Consider the following 24,691-nt stretch of genomic DNA (forward strand, 5'->3'; position numbering starts at 1 on the left):
GTCATTCCCTTTCTTACTCTTTTTAAGCATTCTTTCCGAATACAACGCCGCCATCAATATATACAGGTGAGCCCATCATAAATCTAGCTTCATCCGATGCTAAAAATAAGGCAGCGCTTGCAACATCTTCGGGTTTTCCTAATTCGCCGCTTAGCTGTCTTGTTTTAATTTTTTCAATCGCTTCTTCTGGGTCGTTATAGGAGGTTCTTAAATAATTTTCAACAAATGGGGTAAAGATCGTTCCCGGCAATAAAGCATTGACCCGTATATTGTACGGTGCATAGTCCACTTGCATCGCCTTTGTCAGAGAAAGAATCGCCCCCTTGGTCGCTGAATACAGCGCACGTTTTATTAACCCCATTTCCGCGGCACATGAGGACATGTTAATAATGCATCCGTCCATTTGTTCCATCATATAAGGGACGATATACTTGCTTGGGAGGTAGATTCCTTTGACATTCACACTCATCACTTGATCCCAAACTTCAGGCGCTACTTCATCTACCCGGCCAACATTACTGATTCCGACATTATTAAATAAAATATCAATCTTTTTGAATTCTTCGATGACCCATGCTGCCATCGCTTGTACCGATTCCGGTATCGTGACATCGGCATAATAAAATGAAGCATTTCCTCGCTTCTCTTTAATTTCCTTAACCGTATTTTCACCATTTTCCTTGTTCACATCATTGACGATAACGTGGGCGCCTTCTTGCGCAAAAAGGAGAGCAGCGGCTCTTCCAATCCCGCTTCCTGCACCTGTAATTAATGCTACTTTGCCTTGTAATCTCATATGATCAGGTTCCTTTCTTGTTCCAAATGGTCTTCCGGTTGGGCTGCCTTTACTGTAAGGCCCCCATCGACCATTAACAAATGTCCGTTGACCTGCATGGCTTCTTCAGATGCTAAAAACACCACCGCATCACCTATTTGTTTTTCGTTGCCAAGCCGTTTCATTGGGTTGGCTTGAATTTCCTTTTCTAAAATTTCCGAATCTTTTAGATAATCATGGCACATATCCGTTGCGACTGTACTTGGACCTACGGCGTTTACATTAATATTGAATTTCCCTAATTCAATCGCCAGTGCCTTCGTTAAATGGCTGGCTGCAGCTTTTGATGAAATATAGTGCGGAATGACAGGACTTGTCACTAGGAGGCTGGCGGTTGATGTAATATTGATAATTTTACCGAACCTTTTTTCAATCATTTTTTTAGCCACTCGCTGTGTCGTTAGAAAAATAGATTTTACATTCGTTTGATAGGTTTGATCCCAAGTTTCTTCCGTTAATTTTAGAAATGGCTCGAATGGGGCTACACCAGCATTATTCACAAGGATCTCGACTGCTCCGAGTGTGCTTTCAACTTCAGCAATCATTTGCTCGACCTCTTGTTTGATGCCGACATTAGCTTTTACGATCATGGCACGAACATGAAATGTTTCGATTACTTTCTGCTTTAATTGTTCAGCCTTTTCTTTGGAACCTGGAGAGGTGTAGTTAATCGCCACATCTGCCCCTTCTTCAGCCAGCCTCTCGACAATGGCCGCTCCAATCCCTCTGCTTCCACCTGTTACTAAGGCAATACGATTTTTTAATCTCATGAAACCAATTCTCCCCTTTTCAATCTAGTAACGTTCTATCATTACAAGCTGATCCCTATTCTGCTAATACTAAATTCTTGATGGCCTAAAATCTCCGCTTTTGTTTCTTGACCGTTCGCAACATCGATAATCGCTTCATAGATTTCTTGCCCGGATTCATCAAGTGTCTGCTTTCCTTTTAAAACGGAACTTGTATCAATATCCATATTGTCAGCCATACGTTTCTCCGTTATTTCGTTCCCTGTTATTTTGATTACTGGCACAATCGGATTACCCGTCGGAGTACCGCGTCCAGTTGTAAAACAAACTAAATGGACACCCGCTGCTGCCATGCCTGAAACACATTCAATATCGTTTCCTGGTGAGTCCATAAAGTAATATCCACTTGCCGGAATTTCATCGGCGAAATCAATTACGTCCTGTAATGGGGCTGAACCAGCTTTACTAATACATCCAAGCGATTTTTCTTCAATCGATGATAAACCGCCCTCAATATTTCCTGGACTTGGATTTCCACCGCGCATATCCACACCCATCCGTTCAACCTCTTGTTCAAACTGTTTAACACATTGGAATAGTTTTTCCCTTACCTGTTGATTGACGGCCTTCGCGGCTACAAGATGTTCCGCTCCAATGATTTCAGTGGTCTCCCCCATCACAATGGTTCCGCCCTCATGAAGAAGGATGTCCGCTGCCTTTCCTAGTGCTGGATTGCTGCACAAGCCAGAGGTAAAGTCAGAACCGCCGCATTTGACGCCGACAATTAACTCTGAAACAAGTACATCTTCTCTTGGCGCTGCAGCAATTTTTTGCAAAAGCTTGTTTGCCTCATCAATCCCCTTTTGGATCGACTTAACTGAACCGCCTTCACCTTGAATATCAATCCAGCTGACAGGTTTCCCCGTTGCTTCAATTTCTGCTTTTACTTGTTCTGCATTAATCACCTCGCAGCCAAGACTGACGATTAATACAGCTCCTACATTAGGGTTTTTCCCCATCCCCACTAACACTTTGTGCGTGCGCTCCTTATCTGCACCGACTTGGCTGCAGCCATGTTGATGAGGAATCGCAACGGATTCAGCCACCTTTTGTTGAATCCGTGAACAGACTTGATTGGCACATACGACCGTAGGCAGGATTAATAGATGATTTCGAATGCCGACTTTTCCATTTTCCCGGCGATATCCCTTAATTACTTGCATTTTGTTTATCTCCTCGTCCTCTTATTCCTTCGATATTATGAACATGTACATGGGTCCCCATAGGGATTTCTACACTTGCTGTCCCGATTGCTTCACCATATTTCATGATTACTTCATTTGGACGAATAGAAGTAATCGCTGCTTTATGTCCAAACTTGATGTCTTGGATCAATGTAACCTGAAATGATTCGCCTCCCTTTATGTATGTGATGACTTCCCCTTTGTTAACATCTTTTAGAAGTGTGGCAACATTATCCCGTTCATGCATCACAATGCAAAGTAGACCTTCTTGAAAGGTTTGTTCTGCCATAGAGCAGTCCCTCCTCTAACCTTTTTAATAGATTAAAACCCATTTGCCAGCCGTATATCATTTACGGTAATTGATAAAATCTTTTAGCATTTCCTCCATATAACAACTCTTTTTCTTCTCCGGCCATTTCTTCCGGCAGGTTTTCATCTAAAATCCTTACAACTTCATCATATTCTGCAGCCAGCAGGCATACTGGCCAGTCACTGCCAAACATAATCCGGTCGGTACCGAAACACTGAATAATATGATGAATATAGGGTTTGAACTCATCCAGCTGCCATGCTCTAAGATCTGCTTCAGTTACCAGTCCGGATAATTTACACATTAATGTTTGATAGTGAGAAACTTCCTTTATCCAATCTGCCCATGATGCCCATTCTTGATCTTTAATTGCAGGCTTTGCACCATGATCAATAACCGCTCGTAAGGTAGGAATCCTCTTAAACAATTCAACAATATACGGTAAATGTTTTGGATAGATTAAAAGGTCAAGCGGGAAATCGTTTTCTGCTAAAATCTGAATATTCTCCAGCACCTCAGGCTTTAAAATCCATTGATCATTTTGCTTATTTTGCAGCATCGGCCTTAGGCCAACAAATTTGGGATGTTTTAATAATCGCTCAAATTGAGCAGGAAATTGATCGGATGACAGGTCCATCCAGCCAACTACCCCGCCAATAAACTCATTCTGATCGGCTAAACCCAGTAAAAATTCCGTTTCTTCCATGGATTCAGCCGCTTGTACGACGATTGTTTTGGTTACTTGATTTCGTGTTAAATGCTCTATTAAATGTTCCGGTAGAAAATCCCGATAAATGGTTTTTAAATCAGGAGTTGGCCATTCACAAAATGGTTTATCCAATTCCCAAAAGTGTTGATGGGCGTCAATTTTCATTTGATTCATCCTTTATCAATAGAATAAGCATGACTACCTACAGCACGAATAAATGACGGCTCCTATCCTTTGACAGATCCTGAACCAAGTCCTTTTTCAATTTTTTCTTGGAAGAATAGATAGACGATAATCGTCGGTATAATGGTAATGAAGATACTTGCAAACATTGGTCCCATATCAGAGGTACCCATTTTCCCCACAAAGGTAAGGAGACCCATTGAGATGTTATACATATCGTGATCGGTTATAAAAAGTACATTCCATACTAGATCATTGTAGATACTAAAAAACGCTAAGATTCCCGCTGTCGAGATGGCAGGCATGGTTAATGGCGCCAGTATTTGAAAAAGCAGACGATATGGTCCACATCCATCCATAATAGCTGATTCATCCAATTCTTTAGGTAAATCCTTCATGTAACCTGTAATTAAGAAGATAGTTAATGGCAGTTCAAATACCGCATATAAAATGATCATCACGAAGTAATTATTAAACCCATTAACAGCTGTAATAATCCGTGAAATAGGGATCAACATAGAGAACACTGGTATCATTAATCCGAGGGTGTAATACAAATAAAGCGGAGTATTCAGCTTGAAATTAAATCTCGCAAGCGGATAAGAGGCAAGCAGCCCTAAAATTAATGCCAGCATAGTTCCAAACGTAGCATAAATAAGTGAATTAATAATCGAGATATGGATTTTGGCCGATTCAAAAGCGGCAACAAAGTTTTCAAACCTCCACTTTGTAGGCATTGCCAGTATTTCGTTATAGATTCCTTCATTATCTTTAAAGGATGAAATCAAATTAAAGAATAGCGGATACAAGAAAACTACGGAACAAAGGATAGCAAATCCATAAATACTAATTTTTCCAATTTTCATTTTTACACCTTCCTTCTTAACCTCCGTTAGGCGGACCTAGCTTTTCCTTGGAATAAACGATTCAGTACAACGGTCGAAACAAGTGCAGTGACAACAATAAAGGTAGCAATGGCATTACCGCCGCCAAAGTTGTTATATACAAAGGATTGATTGTAGAGCATCGTAGTGGGAACTTCCGTTGCTCCGTTTGGCCCGCCGCCCGTCATGACATATACTTGCGCAAATACACGGATGGACTGGGTCACGGCCAAAATTGAAAAGATTTTAAAGATTTCCTTCATTAAAGGAACCGTAATGTATATGACCTTTTGAAAACCATTGGCCCCGTCGATGGTCGCAGCTTCATAAATTTCTTCGGGGATTGATACTATACCACTGGCAAAAATAATCATATTTAACCCGCAAAAAATCCACGCATTGACGGCCACAACGGAGAAAATAGCGATATCAGGATCTCCCAGCCAATCCATGGCCCAACGATCTAAGCCGATGGAGACTAGAATATTATTGATTAATCCGCCTTTCCCTTTTAACAGAAACTGCCATAATAGCCCTAATGCTGTCAGCGGCAAAATGGACGGGATGAAATAACTGATACGAAAGAAGCGTTTTCCTTTGATTTTCGAAGTAATAATTAAAGCAAGAATGAAAGAAAACGGCATAATTAAAATAAAGGAACCAAGGATAAAAATGAGCACGTTTTTTAAAGATAAGTAAAAGGTCTCATCTTGAAATAAAAGGTTAAAATTGTCCCAGCCGGTATAAACTATCGGCGAAGATTTGATCCCATTCCAAGAAAAAAAGGACAGATAAAAGGTTTGAAAAATCGGTACGATAAAAAAGATAGAATACAGAATAATAGATGGCAGTAAAAAGACAGATATGGTCACTGCTTGTTTTTTATTAAAAATTTTCAATACCCCCCTTTTAAAAATTGAGGAGATACCGCCCTCCAGAACCAGAGCGGTATCATTGCGTTATTTTAGATTATCTGAGAATTTTTGAATATTTTCAGCTGTCTTTTCAGGAGAGTCTCCTGCAAACATTCCTTGGATTTCGTTTCTTAATTTATCTTGGAATTGCGGGCGCGGATCGTACGCCGTAATTTCCATTAAGAATTCTTTCGAAGAATCAAGTGCTTTCGTATATTCCTGTGTAACCGGATCTACTTTTAATGAACCCATATCCATTTTGACCGGATAAACACCGCCGCCTGATTTTTCAAAGTAGTATTTAAATGTATCAACTGATGTTAAGTATTTTAGTAATTTAATAGCAGCATCCTTCTTTTTGCCTTTGACTTCTTTGAATACAGAGTATCCGCCTGCGCCTCCATGCCATGTATTTAGGTGTTCTGGAGCATCCTTGAATCCTGGGAATGGAATGACGCCAATTTTATCAGCAATATCTGATTCAGCAAGAGATGAAATTCCCCAGCTTCCATTAAATAACATAGCGCTTTTGCCGCTAGTGAACGCAGAAGTAACTTCATTATCATCAGTCGTTACGATGTTATCTCCGAAGACACCAAGATCAGCCCATTGTTTCATAATTTTAAAGACCTCGAGCATATCTTTGTCAGTGTATTTTGCTTTGCCGCTGACTAGATCTTCGGTTTTTTTCAATCCAAACTTTTTCATTGTGATATTACTGATTAAGTGACCGCCACGGAAGTTTTCTTTATCACCCATTCGAAGAAGGGTAATGCCTTCCTTCGAGAATTTCTTTTGCAATTCCGGAATATCTTCAATATACTTTGGAGGTTCTGCCCCAATCTTCTCAAACAGCTCTTTATTGTAAAATAATGCAATACTATAAAACTCCGAAGGAACTCCATAAATTCCTGGCAGATCATCATATTTCCAAGTATCGAATAATGGTAGAAACGCTTCCGACCATTGTTTATCTTCATCTAGGACTGGAGTTAAATCCATGGCAATGTTCTTTGCATATTCTTTAAATGCTTGTCCGCCATAGTTCACCCATATTTCCGGGACATTCCCAGTGGCAACGGATGTTTTAAACTTATTATTGAATGCAGACTCATCGTTAAGGGATTCATCAATAACCTTAATATCAGGATTTTCCTTCATGAATTTAGCTAACAGCTCATTAAATGCTTTTGATTCAGGATCATCCCCGCCCATGCGTGAAAGAATACGGATAGTGGTTTTACCTGAATCCTTTTCTTCTTTTGAAGAAGTCTTGTCACTTGAACTGCACCCTGCTAAAACAATGGACAATAGGAGTGCGGCAGCCATGAAAATTGTAAACGTTTTCCTCAATTCTTATACCCCCTTTTGAAATATAACTTGAGTATAGTTGGAATCAATCCAATGGAACATGGAGAAATTTTACGTCATGTTCAAATTTTTTTCTATTCTGAATATTAGTATTTCTATTTTTTGCTCGATAGAGTATATTTTGCTTATCCAGTATGATACAAAAATAATAATAGTTTTTATTCTATAAAAATTCAGGTGATAACGATGAAGGCATGCAGGAACATCATTTCATATGTAAAGAAACGTAAACCTATTCCCTTTTCCATAAATGCTAAAATAACCTTTTTCCTGCTTTGCTTAATAATTGGTTTTTTATCACTTTTCATGATTATTGCCTATCAAATCTCCTCTAAAATTCTAGTTCAAGAAACAATCGATAGCACAAATCAAAATTTTAGCCAAATATCAAATAAATTAGAGTTAATTTTTAACGAAACAGAAGAATTGTCGGAATTAGTCGTGACAAACTCTATTATTCAACAATATACCTCCGTGCCTGTTCCCAGACATTCACTGGAGGAACACCGAAATTATCAGGAAGTTAAAAATGTCTTAAGTGAAATTAAGGGAACTAAAGATTATATTGATTCCATTATGATTTTTGCAAACAATGGCCTGGTGTATGACTCGGGAGAGATTTCTGTTCTGAGTAAACAATCCCCCATTACGCTAAAGCAAAACTCTGTAAGAGCTACGGCATGGAAAGGTGTCTATCAAAGTAACTATACTTTATATCGTAAACAATTAAACATCGTTTCCTTTTTCCAGCGCTTTAATTCTGAAAGGACAGCACTACCTTTAGGGACTATTCAAATAAATCTAAGGGAAAGCTGGATTCGAAAGCAATATAACTCTATTGATTTTGGTCAGAACGGAAATATTTTTATCGTCAATCATGACGGAAAGATTGTTTCCCATCATAACCCTTCAAACCTTTACCAATCCATAAAAAACGAACCCTATTTTTCATTTATTAAACAAAGGAAAAACGGACAAAGAGTTATTCTTGATGACAGAGAGTATCTAGTAGTATCCCAAGAACTGCCTAAATTAAACTGGGCCCTTGTCGCTCTGGTTCCTATAGAAAATATTTTAGCCGTAAACAAGCCCCTCATGAAGTCGTTCCTTCTTATTGGGTTCATCATGATGGCGAGTGTCGTTTTAATCACTCTATTAATATCTAATCTTGTATCCAAGCCTTTAAAAAAAATCAATCATGTTGTGAAAGAGGTACAAAATGGGAATTTAGATGTTTCTCTTGATATCAATAGTAGAGATGAAATAGGGGTGCTGGCCAAAGAATTCAATAAAATGGTGAGAAGAACAAAAAGGCTGATGGAAAAAGTGGTAAAGGAACAAGAAAAGAAACGAAAATACGCACTTATTAGTGTACAATCCCAACTAAATCCCCACTTTTTATACAATACACTGGAAAATATTTGCGGACTTGCAGAAATGGAACAGAAAAAAGAAGTAATTGAATTAACCCATAAGTTAGCTGACTTTTATCGAGGCGTTATTAGCAAAGGAAATCAGATTATCTCCATGGAAGAAGAAATGCTTATTTCTAAACGCTATTTAGAAATCCTTAGCATTAGATATAAAGAAAGACTTGCTTATAAATTTATTTTCAACCCTGAAATCTTTAATTATCAAATTGTTAAACTTTCCCTTCAACCCATAATTGAAAATGCTATCCGTCATAATTTAAAAGATGAAGAAGATCACATTTACATCGAAATTATCGGTGAAAAACACGGAGATAAGATTCATATCTTTGTCAATGACCACGGTGAAGGCACGTTTTATAAGTCAATTGAATCATTGTTAAAAGAAAAAGAAGAAAAAGGGACTATCGGTTTTGGGCTATATAGCTCGAACGAACGAATCAAACAATACTTTGGTGAACAGTTCGGCATCAAGATTCATAACAATCCTGGAAAAGGTACATCTGTTGAAATTATCATTCCTGCTATTCGACAAGGAGAGATTGCATATGTATAAAGTTCTTTTAGTTGATGATGAACAATTCATTCGAGAAAGATTAAAGGGCTGCTTAAATTGGGAGGAACTCGGCTTTTCCATTATAGGTGAGGCCGAAAACGGGGAAAAGGCATTACACTTTATCTGCAACAATCAAGTCGAATTGGCGATTGTTGATATTAATATGCCGCTAATGAATGGAATAGAGCTCGCCGGCTTGCTTCATAAGGAACAGAAGGAACTGCAGATCGTATTTCTAACAGGATACGATAAATTTGAATATGCGCAAAGGGCTGTTCAGCTTGGGGTTTTCGATTATTTATTGAAGCCTGTTCGTTCAGAAGACCTGACTGAAATGCTTCACAAATTTAAAGAAAAGAAAGAAAAAGAGAACTTAACATCTGTCGTTCTCGATCATAAAGAAATGAATTCTTATATTGCTTACCAATTATTAAATGGGCCTGTTACAAATATGTTGAATCAAGCTTATCAGGAGGTTTTTTCAGATGTTGCTAGAGAACCTTCTTGTTTTCTATTAATTTCGTCTGATGTTGAAGTAGAAGAAAACCTGCAAGGACAAATAGCGAAATTTGTTTTACAATACTTCCCTAATTCAATTTATCATCTTGGGCTAAATCACCAACTGTTTTCTTCTTTTTTAATAAAGGCTGATGATATCGAAAAAATCAAGCCATTGCATTTCGCATTGAAAAGCCATTTCCAACGATCGTTCTCGATTGGTATAGGACCAAGAATGGATAGGCTCCAGATGTTTGGCGAGGCTTTTCAAAAAGCAAAATTTGCATTACACAACCGGCTGACGAAAGGTACCGGAAACATGTATCAATTCCTTCAAGAAAAGGATGATAGCCATAGTGCAATTCTAGAAAAAATTGAAAAGTTCTCCGTTCTAGTAAAGTCAGGGAATGAAGACCTTTCCCTAAAGGAATTGGAGGAAATTATTCTTTTATGTCAACGGAACAAAATCTCGTCTGCCAAGTTTTTTGTTTTAACAAGAGAACTAATTACCAGCATTAACAAGGGGGTTCATGATTTTCAGTTAAAAAAGGACTACTTTACAGAATTAAATCAATTTGAAAGATTTACAGAGCAATTTCGCAACCTCGAGGAAATGAAGGAATTTTTAAGCACTTTATTAATAGAGGCTATCTCCATCTCCCGTCAAACACTTTTGGAATTAAAATCTCTCTCTCTTCAGGCTATTGCATTTATGGAGAGTCATTATCAAGATGGCGAAGTGGGATTACATTCAATTGCAGAACATTTACATACTAATCCCTCATACTTAAGCAGAATTTTTAAAAAAGAGACAGGAATCACAGTCATAGAATATCTAACGAAAATTAGAATGGAAAATGCTAGAAAGCTGTTGATGAATGGATGCAAAAATATTCAATTTGTATCCGAAATGACCGGATACAACGATCCGCATTATTTTAGCAGATGTTTTAAAAAATATTTTAAAGTCCCACCTTCAAAAATTATCTAATTTTAAATAATCAGCGTTAAGACTTTTAATAATGTGTGGGGTCAATTTATTAGTAAATTTCCAAAAGACCCCTTCCATTCTTTTGAACTACCTATGGATATGCATTTATTTATTGCATCGGATTGGTAAAATCATTAACTAAAATCTGAACTTCATCATTTTCATGAATTTTTCCGGGCCTTTCTACTGCACAAACGATTCCCCGCCGCTTATAGCCAGCGCGTACAAATCGGAAGGACAACTTCTCGTGATCTTCGTAATGCTTTTGGATTTCATCTCCAGGCAAGGTACAAGGCATATTTTCCCCCATACATATTAGCCCTGCACCACTAGGAAATAGGATGCGCGAACCCATCGTGAGTTTCGTTAGATCTGGAAATCCTTTTATAAAAAGATTAGCCCCCAGCCACTCCGGCAGCACCGATTCTACCTTTAATTCTTCTGCAATCCTGTCTAATTCTTCTTCGGACACAATCGTTATTTGACGGCGGTTCAAAATTTCTGTCCCTCTTGGATACATCGGCTGTCTCGAATCCGCCTTGCTCGTTACGCCAAAATGACGATCCCCGCGGATCCCGCCGAATTCCAGATTTACTTCTTTAATCCTTCTGGTAACAAATGTCTCTGGTTCATCTGCTATTAATATGCCATTTACGGTTGCCCAAACTTTTTCCAAAGGTAAATCTCACCTTTCCGTTTATCTATTAGGTTGAATACCGGAGGGAACTAAAGAATACACTCGCTCTCAACGATTTCAATTAACTGCTTCAATTGTTTAACACTTTGGTCTAATGAAAGTGAATAATAGCGCTGAGTCCCTTTCTGTTCCAGTTTAACAAGGTGATTGTCGCGCATGATTTTTAAATGATGGGAAATGGCCGGGCGTGAAAGGTTCGATTGCTCAGCAATTTCGTTTACACTTAACGGCTCCTGTTCTGCCAGCATTAGGATAATGTCCTGTCTTGCCGGATCGCTTAAGGCGTTAAATAATGGGATACATGACCTGAAAACATCAATAGCTTGCTGTGCCATATTAAGAAATTCCTCCAACTATCATTACTTTTCCTCTGCAACATACTTGGCAACCTTAGCAGCTAGACTTCTTGGCATAAATTTAGCTCCAACTGCACCTGCCTTATTGAATCCCCCCGTAACCACCACGCGCTTCCCGCTCATCAATGCTTTATATCCGCTCTTTGCCACCTGATCAGATGCCATCGCGCGACTGAACATTTTGGTGCCCTCAACATTGGCCACCGCTCCAAAGTTGGTTTTCGTTGGTCCAGGGCAGAGGGTTGTCACAGTAACCGAACTGCCAGATAGCTCTTCCACCAGTGCTTCAGAAAATGAAAGCACATAAGCTTTGGTTGCATAGTACACGGCCATTTGCGGTCCTGGCTGAAATGCCGCAGTACTTGCTACATTCAAGATTCTGCCAACATTCCTTTGTTTCATTTTTTGTAGACAGTAATAGGTTAATTCCGTTAGTGCAGTTATATTTAATTGAATCATATTTATCTGTTTTTGAATATCCAGTTCAGCAAATGTACCCAATAACCCGAAACCAGCATTATTAACAAGAACATCAATGACAATCCCACGATCCTCGATTTCTCTAAATACTTCTTTTGCAGCCCCAATGACACTCAAGTCCTTCGGAATAACGGTTACTTCTACTTGGGAATAGGATTGTTTGATTTCCTTTAGTTTCGCTTCGTCTCTAGCCACTAGAACTAAATTGTATCCATCGTTGGCAAACAGTTTAACAAATTCATATCCTAAGCCGCTTGTTGCTCCTGTAATTAATGCCGTCTTCTTCATTGTATATAGTCCTCCAATAGTTTTAAATGTTTATATGTTTAAGTGTTTAAACATATGGTAATTTAAATTACAAAATTCGTCAACTATCTTTATCAATTGGTATCGTTGACACACAAATAGGTGCCCTAATTATTTGGGCACCCAATCGAATATATTGATATATGAGGACAGTTTTTGGTTTTCCTGCCTAGGTTTTGTCCTCATGAAAGCTCTATGAGGACAGCTTTCGGTTTTCTAGTCTAGGCTTTGTCCTCATGAACACTCTATGAGGACGGTTTTCGGTTTGCCTTCCTAGGTTTTGTCCTCATGAACGCTCTATGAGGACAGTTTTGTGTTTTCCAAACTATTTTTTGTCCTCATGTTTACTTAAGTTAAGCTACTACTTCACGTTCATTTTTAAATTTTTCATATTGCTTTTCAGTCATGATTTTTTTAAGAATCTGAACGACTTTCCAAACTTCCTCATAGGAAGTATAAAGTGCGACAGGTGCAAGGCGAATAATGTTTGGCGCCCGGAAATCAGGGATGATTCCATTTTCCTTTAAGGACTTACAAATTCTTGCTGCTTCATTATGCTCTAGGCTTACATGCCCGCCGCGGCGCGCGTCTTCTCTTGGCGAACCAACGAAAAATCCCATTTCAGCCAGCTCAGTGTCAATTAAATCTACTAAATACTGGTTAATTTTAAGAGACTTCTCGCGAATATTTTCAATACCGGCTTCTGTAAAAATTTCTAAAGAACCAATCAAAGGAGCGATGCTAAGGACATGAGGCGTTCCAATTTGGAAGGCTCCTGCTGAATGTGCAGGTGTTAAGGTATGCTCCATGTCGAATTGTTTCTCTTTATTCGAACTAAACCAGCCAGCGAGACCAGGCATCTTACCAAAATGTTTGCGATTAACATATAAACCGCCAACACTGCCAGGTCCGCCGTTTAAATGTTTATAGTTACACCAAAAGGCAAAGTCCACATCCCATTCGCTGAAATAATGAGGAATGGCCCCAGCCGAGTGGCAGGCATCAAATCCGATTAAAATACCTTTCTTATGAGCTTCTTCTGTTAAGCGTTTGATATCCAATATCTGACCGCTGCGGTAAAGGACGGTTGGCAGGACTATTAAAGCAACATCATCGGTCATTGCTTCGATAATATCATCCTCTTCTAAAAAGCGGCCGTCACGGCTTTTTACGCGGATGAGATGTGTATCTGGATCAAATCCATGGGTACGCAGCTGACTTTGCAGGGCATAAATGTCAGATGGGAAAGTTAGTTCATCTGCCAGTATTTTCGTACGGTTTCCGTCCGGCTGATAAAACGTTGACACTAGCTGGTGCAGATTGACGGTTGTGGAACCCGTTACAATGACTTCCTCAGCGGAAGCTCCTACTAACGGTGCAAGCTTCTTGCCCAATTCCTCCGGCATAAAGAACCATGGATGGTTCCCCTGTGTCCAGCCGTCGATTCCATAATGTTTCCAATCGTTTAACGATTCTAAGAGAGCCTTTTCTGCTCGTTTCGAAAGAAGCCCTAACGAATTTCCATCCATATAAATGGAACCTGGCTTTAAATAGAACTCTTCTCGAAACCGTGCAAGTGTATCCTCATTATCTAATTGTTTAGCAAACTCTAAAGTTGGCAAAAAATTCGATGCCATCATAATCCACCCTTCCCTAAATTGAAATCGTTTACAAAATCATAACAAAGAATATGACATGGTGTCAATATTTTAAAAGGAGTCTGCACCATCGCTCTTTACGAAAAAAAAGAGAATCCTTCAAGGGATTCCCTGCCAATTCATTCTTTATGCTTTTTCCACTAAATAATCAAATATATGCTTACCAATTCTACTAATTTTCAGCTTTGCTGCAAATACATCATCTAGCTGATCCATTAGGACCACCGCATAGGCTGTTTTCTCATTATTCGTTACCACTGCACAATCATGTTCAATGTGAGGAAGACTGCCTGTTTTATTTGCCACTTTTACCATATCGAGTTCCATCATGCCTGGAAGTCTATCTTGAAATTGCTGATAACTTAGTATTCTTAATGCCTCTTCACGGCTTTGCTTTGCTAAAAAGTCGCCTTCTTTGACTATCCTCAAACATGTCATCATATCCAAAGGGCTTGTGTAGTTATCGAGTCCTTGTTCAATCGCCTCAAAGTCCATCATTTTCCTATTAAGGGCGGTATGCTGCAATCCCATTTTTTCAAAGGATCGATGAATGGTTTCCATTCCTAATTTATCTATGAGCAGGTTGGTGGCTGTATTATCCGAAACCGTAATCATTAACGTCATGAGATCTTTAATTGTCAAGAGCGCATCACGGGAAAATGCCTGCAATACGCCTGACCCGCCTGCATGATTTGTAATGGAAACCAATTCATTCTCGTTTAGTTTTCCCATCTCACTCTGCCGGAATGCCTCTATTAAAATTGGTAACTTAATCAAACTTGCGGATTGGAATACTTCTTCACTATTTACACAAATACTCTCGCCCTCAATTTCGATAGCCAAACCGATTCTGCCGTTCGAGCTGCGGAGTTCTTCTTCGATTTTTGCCTTTAATTGTTCCATCAGTTACCTCGTAACAGCAACCTGAGAATAATCATGGTCACCGGCTTTGTTTTTATCATAAAGATGACAGGCAATATAATGGCTATCCTCAACTTCCTGCCACACTGGTTTCTCCTTGGCACAAACATCCATGGCCAATGGGCAGCGGGTTCTAAATACACATCCGCTAGGAGGATTAATCGGGCTTGGCAGTTCCCCCTTTAATATTATCCGTTCACGTTTGTCCTCAATATCCGGGTCAGGAATCGGGATGGCCGAGAGCAAAGCCTGAGTATATGGATGCAACGGCTTCTTATATAGCTCACTGCTTGTCGTTAATTCCACTAATTGCCCTAAGTACATGACACCAATACGGTCACTGATTTGCTTTACCATCGAGAGGTCATGGGCAATAAATAGATAGGTTAATCCCTTTTCCTTTTGGAGTTTGGTCAGCAAATTAACAACCTGTGCCTGAACGGATACATCCAAAGCAGAAATCGGCTCATCAGCAATGATAAAATCAGGGTCAAGGGATAAGGCCCTGGCGATTCCAATCCGCTGGCGCTGGCCTCCGCTAAATTCATGCGGATACCGATTGGCATGTTCTCGATTTAAACCGACATCTTCTAATAATTGATAAACACGATTTAACCGTTCTTGTTTGTTGGGATACAAGCCATGGACTTCCATCGGCTCAGAAATGATTTCACTCACGGTTGACCTTGGATTTAACGACGCATATGGATCTTGGAAAATCATTTGCATTTGCCGATGAAATGCAAATCGCTCTTTCGAATTAAAATTGTGTATATTTTTCCCTTTAAACACAACCTCACCATCGGTTACGTCATAAAGCCCGATAATCGTTCTGCCAGCCGTAGACTTCCCGCATCCGGACTCACCAACAATTCCGAATGTCTCCCCTTTGTTAATATGAAAGGTTACACCATCAACGGCTTTTAAAACTTGATTTTTTCCTAAGTGAAAATGCTTTTTAAGATTGTTTACTTGTAATAACTTTTCCATAGTTATGCCTCCGTCTTAACCCAGTAGCGTCTTGCTGCACATAGTTCCCGCTCGTATATCGTTCCTTCTAATGGTATAATTTCCACCGTTTTTCCTGTCTTTGGGGAATGAAGCAATTTTCCTTCTCCATAATAAATGCCAACATGATGGATTCTTCCTTTTCCTTCTTCATAGGCAAAAAATAATAAATCACCTGGTTCGATATCTGTTAATTCAACTTTTTCTCCTGCTGCTGCTTGGTCACTGGCATCGCGGGGGATGACATACCCATTTGCCTTACACATCGAGTAACTAAACCCTGAGCAATCATAGCCGAAACTGCTCATTCCTCCCCACAAATAAGGCAGGCCAAGAAACTGTTCGCCTGCGGATACAATCGCCTGTCCATTTCCCCTTGCAGGTGAATCGGAGACAACGACATTCTCTGTATCTAGCACAGCAGTCCCATATGGGGTTTTGACGTACACCTTGCGAGCCTGTTCCTTTATGAAAGGCAGTGTCGTTAGATAGGAGAGTTCTATACTAAAAGGATCATTCTCTTTAAACAACTTTGCCCTTTGGCTGGTCACAACAGCGACTGGGCCATCTGTTAAATTCCAGCCATCAGGAGCCTCCACTAATTGAGCTTTAGGAACCCAGCCTGGATAGCCGCGGTCTTCCTTTTTGGTGGATTGGCTAGGAATAATCACATGTGCCCAATCACCATTTTCCTCTAAAACTAAAACTTCTTCACCATATAAAACTTGGGTTTGAACAAGGTTTTCGTTACATAATTCAAGCCTGGTTTCATATGTCAATCCCTCTAACCACGATTCAATCCTTCCAGGGTTGGTTACTGCATCGTTATCGATTTCCCGTGGTGAATCAAAAGACGTCCATACGGTTGCGACCGGAACATTTACAATCCATTTAGCCAATTAAGACCCCTCCCTCAATGTCAATGCACTTAATTCCAAGTCCTGGAGACTCCGGCATTGTTATTAATCTATTATTATATTGGATTCCGCCTTCCACGATTTCCTTTGCTAGCATTAACGGTGCATCAAAATCAAAACGGTTAATATTTTGCTTACTTGCGGCAAGGTGAGCTGCTGCCGTGATTCCAAGACGGGTTTCAATCATACTGCCAACCATACATTCGACACCGCATGTTTCAGCGAGTTGGTTGATGATTTGGGCTTGATAGATTCCGCCAGCCTTCATCAGTTTAATATTTATTAAGTCAGCACTTCTTGTTTTTAATACTTGGAAGGCCTGCTTCGGGGTAAACACACTTTCATCTGCCATAATGAGTGTGTCGACTGCATCCGTTACTTGCTTCAAACCTTCAATATCATCTGCTTTTACCGGCTGTTCAACAAGCTCAATCCGCAAATCATTGTCTTCCATTTTACGAATGGCCCGGATGGCATCCTTCGCTGTCCATCCCTGATTCGCATCCAAACGGATCTTAATATCTTTTCCTACCCGCCTTCTAATCTCCAAGATCCGTTCTATATCGGCAGCGATATCGTCCTTCCCCACCTTTACTTTCAGGACATTGAAGCCTTTTTGAATATAGGAAACCGCATCCTCGCCCATTTCCTCTGGTCCGTTCACGCTAACAGTGAAATCTGTTTCCATTTCCCTTTTATGACCGCCGAGGAATTGATAGAGCGGCAGTTTGCAATATTGAGATAGACAATCATAAATTGCCATATCTACAGCTGCCTTCGGACTCGGATTTCCAACCAACAGCGTCTTAAGTCCCTGAAAAATCACCTCATACTGAAGCAAGTTTTTCTTCTGTAAAAATGGTTTGATCACATGATGGATTGCCGCTTCAATACTCAAGAGGCTATCACCCGTAATAACAATAGTAGGCGGGGCTTCACCCCAGCCAACGATCCCATTATCGCAGGTTATTTTCACAAAAATGGATTCAGCTGTCGTCACTGTTCGAAGGGCCGTTTTAAATGGTTTAATTAACGGAACAGCAACTCGGAATGTTTCAATTTGCTCAATAATCATGGGTTATCCATCCTTTACAAGATGCCGCTATCGACAATTAGTTTTTTTTCATACGTATTCATGGATGCTTGTACACCCAAGGGAATAGCGATTTGCGGGTTGCAATGCCCCATCATGAATCCCTTCATCGCCGGCCTGTCTGCGAGCTGAACATAATGGGCAATGACTTCTTCTAACGATAAGGTAAGATTCCTTTGTGGTGTACAATCACAAAAATCTCCTACAAGTATGCCGCTTACATCCTTAAGTTTTCCAGCCATATAAAGCTGATTAAGCATTCGGTCCACGGACCGGGGTTCTTCATTCACATCCTCAATAAGCAGCAGCTTACCCTTCGTATCAATTTCGTATTCTGTTCCAAGAGTGCTGACTAGAAGCGACAAATTCCCACCGACGATTTCTCCACTTGCCTCACCATCTACTAAAACTTCTAATGGAGAAATCTGTTCCGTATAGACGAAAGAGGCAGGCTCAAATAATTGCATAAAACCTTTTTTAGACATTTGGTGTGTGTCCTCTTTCCCTATATCCGAAGCAAGCATCGGTCCATGAAAGGTCACCTGCTCCGCTTGTTGCCGAATGGCCGTATGTAAAAAAGTAATATCGCTATAACCCCAAAAAATTTTGGGATTCCTTTTAACTAATTCATAGTCAATTTGCTCGGCAATTCTTCCTGTCCCAAAACCTCCGCAGGCGCAAATAATAGCTTTAACATCTGAGTCAGCGAACATTTCATGGAAATCTTCTAGTCTTTCTTGATCGGAACCGGCTAAATAACCATTAATACGGGATACATGTTTTCCAACCTTGACTTTTAGTCCTAAATCCTTCAAAAAAGTGATTCCACGTACTAGATTTTCTTGATTTGGCGGGCTTGCTGGAGCAATTACTCCAACTGTATCTCCTGCTTTAAGACGATTTGGCTTTACTGCATTCATTAAAAAACCCCTTTCTAAACCATTTATTAGTCTATGATTCTAGGATAAAAGGGATGTTCGGCTGAACATCCCTTTTATTCAAAATTAAGGCCTTTTCTTATTTCTTATCAGCCCATTTTAATTCTAAATATCCAACTGGATGACGAACGATGCCTGTTACATCCTTATTTTGTAAATAGACTTGGTTATAGAAATGAATAGGAATAATTGGGGCGGCATCAAATAATACCTTTTCAGCCTTATACATCATGTCAAAACGTTTCTTTTCATCTTTTTCATTCTTTGCATCTTTTATTAATTGGTCAAATTCTTTGTTGCTCCAGCCTGTCCGGTTCATTGGAGAGCCGGTAATAAAGTTTTCTAAGAAGTTGATTGGATCTGCATAGTCAGCTAGGAATGAGCTTCGTGATAACTGGAACTTTAATGCCTTTTGATCAGTTGCAAACACACTGCTTTCCATATTGGCAAGCTTTACGTCAACACCTAAATTTTCCTTAAACATTTGCTGCAGGGCTTCAGCGATCTTTTTGTGTGCATCACTTGTGCTATAAGTAAGCGTTACTTCAGGAAGTTTCGTGTATTTTTCCTCTTCCATACCCTTTTTCAACAATTCTTTTGCTTTTGCAACATCCGTTTTAAGTAGGTCTCCGTTTGTTTTTCGGAAGTCTTTACCTGCTGCATCCTTAAATCCGTAGGATACAAAACCGTATGCTGGCTTTTCCTTATTTTTTGTTACAAGGTCAACCATTTGCTCCTGGTTAACAGCAAGCGCGAATGCCTTACGAATATTCTCGTTTTGGAAAGGCTCTTTTGTAAGATTAAATCGGTAGAAATATTCACCAGCTTGGTCTTCTACCTTCACATCGCCTTCTTTAAACAACTGGTCAGCAAGTTCTGCAGGAACATCAGACGTATCTAACTCCCCTGTCTTGAACATTTGATATTCTGTATTTGGGTCATCAACCATTGCCCAATGAACTTTGTCTAATTTAACATTTTTAGCATCCCAATATTTTTCATTCTTTGTAAAAGTAAAATCACTATCATGGTTCCACTCCGTTAGATTGAAAGGACCATTACCCACGAATGAACTTGCTTCAGCAAACCATTTTGGATTAGCTGTTGCTACTTTTTCATTAATTGGGAAGAACGCAGGATTAGCAATAACACTTAAGAAATAAGCCTGCGGGCTTGTTAAGGTTACTTCAAACGTCTTATTATCAACTGCTTTTACTTTTACATCATCAGCGGTTCCTTTTCCAGTGTTGAATGCTTCACCGCCTTCGATGAAATATCCTAAAAAGGCAGCAGAGGATCCTGTTTTTGGATCTAAAAGACGTTTCCAAGCAAATACAAAGTCACCGGCAGTAACGTCGTCACCATTTGACCATTTCGCATTGTCACGAATATGGAAGGTATAGGTTTTTCCGTCCTCTGAAACATCCCAGCTTTTAGCGGTTGCAGCTTTGGGTTCATGGGTTGAATCCAAACGAGTCAGGCCTTCCATAATGTTGTTTAATGAATTCCAAGAAACAGCATCGAATCCAATGGCAGGATCCCAAGATGTAGGCTCTTGACTGTTATTGAGGTTAAGAACTTTTTCTACCTTTTCCTTTGACTTTCCTTTTCCATCATCCTTTTTTGGCTCACTTCCGGCATCCTTATTTGCTGTACAAGCTGCTAAAGCAAAAACTAGCAAACAAGTTACCAACATTGTCATAAACTTTTTCATGACTTACCCCCTCAGTATTTTTTATAGTTAAACAAATGTTGAAACCAATTTTTTAGCCCGTTCGTCCTGGAGCCAGCAATCTACTTGATGATGGCTGCTCAGCTGGGTTTTAAACGGGTAAACTTTATCACAGACTTCCATCGCATAGGGACAGCGTGCCGAAAAGGCACATCCAACAGGCGGAGAAAATAAGTCAGGCGGTGTTCCTGGAATTGGAACAAGATCTTCTTTTTCCATGTCCAGCCGTGGTACAGATTGAAGTAAACCAACCGTATATGGATGCTGCGATTGATAAAAAATTTCCCGCCTTGTCCCTACTTCAACAATTTTCCCCGCGTACATCACGGCAACGCGGTCAGCAACCTGCGCCACTACACCCAAATCGTGAGTAATCAGGATAATCGATACCCCTGTTTTCTTTTGGATATCTCTAAATAATTCCAGAATTTGTGCTTGAATGGTAACATCAAGTGCGGTTGTAGGTTCATCGGCAATTAATACATCTGGCTTGCACACAAGCGCCATGGCAATGACGATTCGCTGCCGCATACCTCCGCTAAACTGATGGGGATATTGTTTTAACCGCTGCTCCGGACTTGGAATTCCCACAAGAGTAAGCATATCGATGGCTGCTATCTTTGCCTCAACCCGTGATATCTTTTCATGTTGGATAATTCCTTCCATAATTTGCTCACCAATTGTAAGCGTTGGATTTAAAGCGGTCATTGGATCTTGAAAAATCATCGAAATATTAGAACCGCGAAGTTTCCGCAACTCTGGCTCTTTTAACTTAATTAAATCCGTGCCTTTGAAAAGGACTTCTCCGCCCGTTATTTTGCCGGGGGGACTAGGAATGAGCCTCATGATGCTTTGAGAAGTGACGCTTTTCCCACAGCCTGATTCACCAACAATGGCTAACGTTTCACCTTTATGCAGGTCAAAACTGACACCTCGGACAGCATTTACTTCGCCGCCATAGGTTGAAAAGGATACTTGTAAATCCTTAACCTGAAGAATTTTCTCCATGATGTTACCTCCTCAACTTTGGATCAAGGGCATCCTGTAATCCATCACCTAAAACATTAAACGCAAACATGGTTAATGAAATGAACAAGGTTGGAAAGAACAAACGCCACCAGTAGCCTGAGAGAATAGTAGATAAACCATCATTCGCCATTACTCCCCAGCTTGCATGCGGCGCTTGGATACCGAGGCCGATGAAGCTTAAAAATGCTTCTGCAAAAATAGCAGATGGAATCGTAAGTGTCATTTGAACAATGATTGGACCCATCGTATTCGGCAGCAAATTTTTCCGGATAATACGTGCTGTTTTCGTGCCAAACGTTTTCGATGCTAAAACAAATTCATAGTTTTTTATTTGCAGGACCTGTCCGCGGACAATTCTGGCCATCCCGACCCAGCCGGTTATCGATAATGCAAGAATAATAGTTGTCAATCCCGGTCCAATTACGACCATGACCAAAATGACAACAAGTAAATACGGAAGTCCATAGAGGATTTCCACAAATCGCATCATTAAGTTATCGATTCGGCCGCCTTTATATCCGGAAAAACCGCCATAAACAACGCCAATAACAAAGTCTATCAGGGCAGCCATCAACCCAACAAATAACGAGATTCGCGCACCATAACAGGTTCTGGTAAAGACATCGCGGCCTAAATCATCTGTACCAAACCAATACTTACTAGATGGAGGCAAATTCTGCAGTGTTAACGATTGTTTTTCCACCGAATGGGGTGAAATGATTGGTCCAAAAATAGCCAATAATGTTAGAAAGGCCAAGAATACCAAACCTGCCATCGCCAGCTTATTTTTTACCAGCCTGAGCCAGGAATCCTTCCAGTACGACAGGCTCGGTCTTATGACAGCCTCTGCTTCTGTTTGATTTCGTGCTTTTGGCACAAACCATTCATCAGGAACATCTGGCGAAATATATCTGTTTTCCTGTTTTCGCAGCTCCATTATTTCGCCTCCTTTTTATGGAGTTTAATTCGTGGATCTAATACCCCATATGCGAGATCGACGATTAACAGCATAAGAATCAAAATGGCACTATAAAAGACGGTTGTTCCCATAATGACTGGATAATCACGTGTATTGATACTGTCAACAAAGTATTTCCCCATCCCGGGAATTGCGAATATCTTTTCAATAACGAACGTACCGGTTAAGATACTGGCAGCTAATGAACCCAAAACCGTTACAACTGGCAATAGAGCATTTCTTAAGGCATGTTTAAAAACAATTTTTACTGGGGATAGTCCTTTTGCCTTCGCCGTTTTAATGTAATCCTGGGTTAATACTTCGAGCATACTTGTGCGTGTTAAGCGGGCGATAATCGCCATTGGTCCTGTTGCCAGCGCTAAAATCGGCAATACCATATGTTTCGGGCTAGTCCATGTAGCGACTGGGAATATCGGGAATCTTACAGCCAGCTCCTCAATCAAAAAGGTAGCCATGACAAAGTTCGGAATCGAAATTCCCAGGACCGCAATGCTCATCGCCACATAGTCGATGATGCCGTTATGGCGAAGGGCTGCTAATACACCAAGTAAGATGCCTGAAAAAATGGCGACTAAAAGTGTATAAAATCCAAGTTCAAATGATACTGGAAATCCTCTTCCCAGCATGTCGTTAACAGTCTGGGATGATTTTTTTATCGAAGGTCCGAGGTCTAATTTGACGAGTGCTGTTAGGTAATTCCCATATTGGACTAAGAGAGGCTGATCTAGATGATAATAGGCTTCGAGGTTCTTTTGTACGGCTTCATTGGTTGTTCTTTCCTCATTAAATGGTGATCCTGGTACTGAATGCATTAAGAAAAAGGTTGCTGTAATGATGAGCCATAACGTAATAATCATCGCGGCAATACGTTTAATGAAATATGTATTCATGCTTGTCCACTTCCTAACAGAATGTTGTTCTCATCGCCAATTCCGTCATTACCAGCATTGCTTGGTATGCTTCTAATATATCTTTCGCCTGGAAACGAACAATCGTCGTTTCTGGGATGATTTCTGTTCCTGGCATTAAATTTGCCCATTCCGCTTCCCCATAATTGGTAAATTCAATCGCTAGAAGAGGCTTATCTGGTGGTGTAAGCGGTTTCACTTTACCTCTATTGTTTAGTGCGATGGCCGTTTTTTCACGAAGCAGCTGCCCTGCTTTTGCCGGCGTTAACGATTTGACTGCAGACCTTGAAATAGATTCCTTTACAACTGCGGTTGTCACACCCGGAATTAGTTGCTCTGCCTCAAAGGCCGCACGGTCATCACCTGCTGCCATTAGAAGAGGAACATCGTAATATCCTGCGACATAGGCATTAAATCCTAATTCGCCTACCGCTACATCATTGATGTACATATTGCGAACCCCAAAGATCATGGAATGGGACATGACCCCTTTTAAGGCTGCACGGGCATGGTAGCCAACAAAGGCCGCTCCCGTAAAGGTTTTATCTAACCCTTGGACCATTGAAAATGGTTTCACATCGCCAGTTATCAGTTGTGTCTCAGGATGGAGCCTCTCAATTAATAGATTATTCATTTTTGAATGGCTGTCATTTACGACTACTTCTTCACATCCTGAATCAAAAGCAGCTGTAATGACATGGTTTGCTTCATCCGTCATAATAATCCGGCTGCGCTCATAGTTATGTTTGCCAGAATCAACTTGGGTATGGTCAACCATGCCAGTGATTCCTTCCATATCCACGGAAACATATAATTTCATCCAAATACCCCTTTCTATTAAAATATTATTTTAATACTATTATAATTTAAATTTACTAAATATTACAAACATATTAAAAATATGGTATTAAAGTACTATTTATTACTTAAAATTGATCGAAGATTGATTTTACGAAAACAGACAAATAAAAAGACGTCAATCAAGTTTGACGTCT

The 24,691-nt window shown here is 40.0% G+C and carries 24 protein-coding genes; 2 read left to right on the forward strand and 22 right to left on the reverse strand.

Features of this window, described 5'->3' with window-relative positions; translation table 11 throughout:
• Window positions 1-22 precede the first annotated feature (22 nt).
• From PH210_RS28235 to PH210_RS28270, 8 genes are all read right to left on the reverse strand, one after another.
• Entirely contained in the window at window positions 23-796 is a 774-nt protein-coding gene (locus PH210_RS28235; RefSeq protein WP_289989842.1) for an SDR family NAD(P)-dependent oxidoreductase, read from the reverse strand.
• Entirely contained in the window at window positions 793-1,605 is an 813-nt protein-coding gene (locus PH210_RS28240; protein ID WP_289989844.1) for an SDR family NAD(P)-dependent oxidoreductase, read from the reverse strand. Before PH210_RS28240 ends, PH210_RS28235 begins: the two co-directional genes overlap by 4 nt.
• 41 nt (window positions 1,606-1,646) lie before the next feature.
• Window positions 1,647-2,807: a UxaA family hydrolase gene (locus tag PH210_RS28245; RefSeq protein WP_289989846.1), complete on the reverse strand. Its 1,161-nt coding sequence runs from the start codon at window positions 2,805-2,807 to the stop codon at window positions 1,647-1,649.
• Window positions 2,794-3,117 (reverse strand): UxaA family hydrolase, encoded by a 324-nt coding sequence (locus PH210_RS28250; protein ID WP_289989849.1) that lies wholly within the window; start codon window positions 3,115-3,117, stop codon window positions 2,794-2,796. The genes PH210_RS28245 and PH210_RS28250 overlap by 14 nt, the downstream gene beginning before the upstream one ends.
• A gap of 61 nt (window positions 3,118-3,178) precedes the next feature.
• The gene (locus tag PH210_RS28255) at window positions 3,179-4,012 is read right to left on the reverse strand and encodes an amidohydrolase family protein (RefSeq protein ID WP_289989851.1); all 834 of its coding nucleotides are present in this window, start codon (window positions 4,010-4,012) and stop codon (window positions 3,179-3,181) included.
• Between the two features lie 62 nt (window positions 4,013-4,074).
• Window positions 4,075-4,896, reverse strand: a complete 822-nt coding sequence (locus tag PH210_RS28260; protein ID WP_289989853.1) for a carbohydrate ABC transporter permease — start codon at window positions 4,894-4,896, stop codon at window positions 4,075-4,077.
• 26 nt (window positions 4,897-4,922) lie between these two features.
• Window positions 4,923-5,813 (reverse strand): carbohydrate ABC transporter permease, encoded by an 891-nt coding sequence (locus PH210_RS28265; RefSeq protein WP_289989854.1) that lies wholly within the window; start codon window positions 5,811-5,813, stop codon window positions 4,923-4,925.
• Between the two features lie 60 nt (window positions 5,814-5,873).
• Window positions 5,874-7,181 carry an ABC transporter substrate-binding protein gene (locus PH210_RS28270; protein ID WP_289989856.1) on the reverse strand — a complete coding sequence of 436 codons (1,308 nt, stop codon included), beginning with the start codon at window positions 7,179-7,181 and terminating at the stop codon, window positions 5,874-5,876.
• A 204-nt stretch (window positions 7,182-7,385) separates the two neighbouring features.
• Here PH210_RS28270 and PH210_RS28275 point away from each other — a divergent pair, with 204 nt between their 5' ends.
• Both PH210_RS28275 and PH210_RS28280 read left to right on the forward strand, forming a co-directional pair.
• Window positions 7,386-9,185, forward strand: coding sequence for a cache domain-containing sensor histidine kinase (locus tag PH210_RS28275; protein WP_289989859.1), 1,800 nt, complete (start codon window positions 7,386-7,388; stop codon window positions 9,183-9,185).
• Window positions 9,178-10,674: a response regulator gene (locus PH210_RS28280; RefSeq protein WP_289989861.1), complete on the forward strand. Its 1,497-nt coding sequence runs from the start codon at window positions 9,178-9,180 to the stop codon at window positions 10,672-10,674. Before PH210_RS28275 ends, PH210_RS28280 begins: the two co-directional genes overlap by 8 nt.
• Before the next feature lie 109 nt (window positions 10,675-10,783).
• Here the strand turns inward: PH210_RS28280 and PH210_RS28285 are convergent, their stop codons facing one another.
• From PH210_RS28285 to dppA, 14 genes are all read right to left on the reverse strand, one after another.
• The gene (locus PH210_RS28285) at window positions 10,784-11,350 is read right to left on the reverse strand and encodes an MOSC domain-containing protein (protein ID WP_289989862.1); all 567 of its coding nucleotides are present in this window, start codon (window positions 11,348-11,350) and stop codon (window positions 10,784-10,786) included.
• Window positions 11,351-11,400: 50 nt separating this feature from the next.
• The gene (locus tag PH210_RS28290; protein ID WP_289989864.1) at window positions 11,401-11,706 is read right to left on the reverse strand and encodes an ArsR/SmtB family transcription factor; all 306 of its coding nucleotides are present in this window, start codon (window positions 11,704-11,706) and stop codon (window positions 11,401-11,403) included.
• 24 nt (window positions 11,707-11,730) lie between these two features.
• On the reverse strand, window positions 11,731-12,495 hold the full coding sequence (locus tag PH210_RS28295) for an SDR family NAD(P)-dependent oxidoreductase (RefSeq protein WP_289989866.1): 765 nt from the start codon (window positions 12,493-12,495) through the stop codon (window positions 11,731-11,733).
• A 371-nt stretch (window positions 12,496-12,866) separates the two neighbouring features.
• Window positions 12,867-14,153 carry a kynureninase gene (gene kynU / locus PH210_RS28300; protein ID WP_289989868.1) on the reverse strand — a complete coding sequence of 429 codons (1,287 nt, stop codon included), beginning with the start codon at window positions 14,151-14,153 and terminating at the stop codon, window positions 12,867-12,869.
• 144 nt (window positions 14,154-14,297) lie between these two features.
• Window positions 14,298-15,074 (reverse strand): serine hydrolase, encoded by a 777-nt coding sequence (locus tag PH210_RS28305; protein ID WP_289989870.1) that lies wholly within the window; start codon window positions 15,072-15,074, stop codon window positions 14,298-14,300.
• Between the two features lie 3 nt (window positions 15,075-15,077).
• Window positions 15,078-16,082 carry an ABC transporter ATP-binding protein gene (locus PH210_RS28310; RefSeq protein WP_483312152.1) on the reverse strand — a complete coding sequence of 335 codons (1,005 nt, stop codon included), beginning with the start codon at window positions 16,080-16,082 and terminating at the stop codon, window positions 15,078-15,080.
• Between the two features lie 2 nt (window positions 16,083-16,084).
• Complete coding sequence (locus PH210_RS28315; RefSeq protein ID WP_289989873.1) at window positions 16,085-16,999, reverse strand: C40 family peptidase; 915 nt, start codon at window positions 16,997-16,999, stop codon at window positions 16,085-16,087.
• Window positions 16,992-18,092, reverse strand: coding sequence for a mandelate racemase/muconate lactonizing enzyme family protein (locus PH210_RS28320; protein ID WP_289989875.1), 1,101 nt, complete (start codon window positions 18,090-18,092; stop codon window positions 16,992-16,994). The genes PH210_RS28315 and PH210_RS28320 overlap by 8 nt, the downstream gene beginning before the upstream one ends.
• A 14-nt stretch (window positions 18,093-18,106) precedes the next feature.
• On the reverse strand, window positions 18,107-19,030 hold the full coding sequence (locus PH210_RS28325) for a S66 peptidase family protein (protein ID WP_289989877.1): 924 nt from the start codon (window positions 19,028-19,030) through the stop codon (window positions 18,107-18,109).
• A gap of 97 nt (window positions 19,031-19,127) precedes the next feature.
• Window positions 19,128-20,762 (reverse strand): peptide ABC transporter substrate-binding protein, encoded by a 1,635-nt coding sequence (locus PH210_RS28330; RefSeq protein ID WP_289989879.1) that lies wholly within the window; start codon window positions 20,760-20,762, stop codon window positions 19,128-19,130.
• Window positions 20,763-20,789: 27 nt separating this feature from the next.
• Entirely contained in the window at window positions 20,790-21,788 is a 999-nt protein-coding gene (locus PH210_RS28335; protein ID WP_289989881.1) for an ABC transporter ATP-binding protein, read from the reverse strand.
• Window positions 21,789-21,792: 4 nt separating this feature from the next.
• The gene (locus tag PH210_RS28340) at window positions 21,793-22,746 is read right to left on the reverse strand and encodes an ABC transporter permease (RefSeq protein ID WP_289989882.1); all 954 of its coding nucleotides are present in this window, start codon (window positions 22,744-22,746) and stop codon (window positions 21,793-21,795) included.
• Window positions 22,746-23,678, reverse strand: a complete 933-nt coding sequence (locus tag PH210_RS28345) for an ABC transporter permease (RefSeq protein WP_289989883.1) — start codon at window positions 23,676-23,678, stop codon at window positions 22,746-22,748. The genes PH210_RS28340 and PH210_RS28345 overlap by 1 nt, the downstream gene beginning before the upstream one ends.
• A gap of 13 nt (window positions 23,679-23,691) precedes the next feature.
• Window positions 23,692-24,516 carry a D-aminopeptidase DppA gene (gene dppA, locus PH210_RS28350; RefSeq protein WP_289989884.1) on the reverse strand — a complete coding sequence of 275 codons (825 nt, stop codon included), beginning with the start codon at window positions 24,514-24,516 and terminating at the stop codon, window positions 23,692-23,694.
• Window positions 24,517-24,691 lie beyond the last annotated feature (175 nt).

It is taken from the genome of Paenibacillus sp. BSR1-1 (assembly GCF_030403775.1).
Classification (GTDB): domain Bacteria; phylum Bacillota; class Bacilli; order Bacillales; family Cytobacillaceae; genus Neobacillus.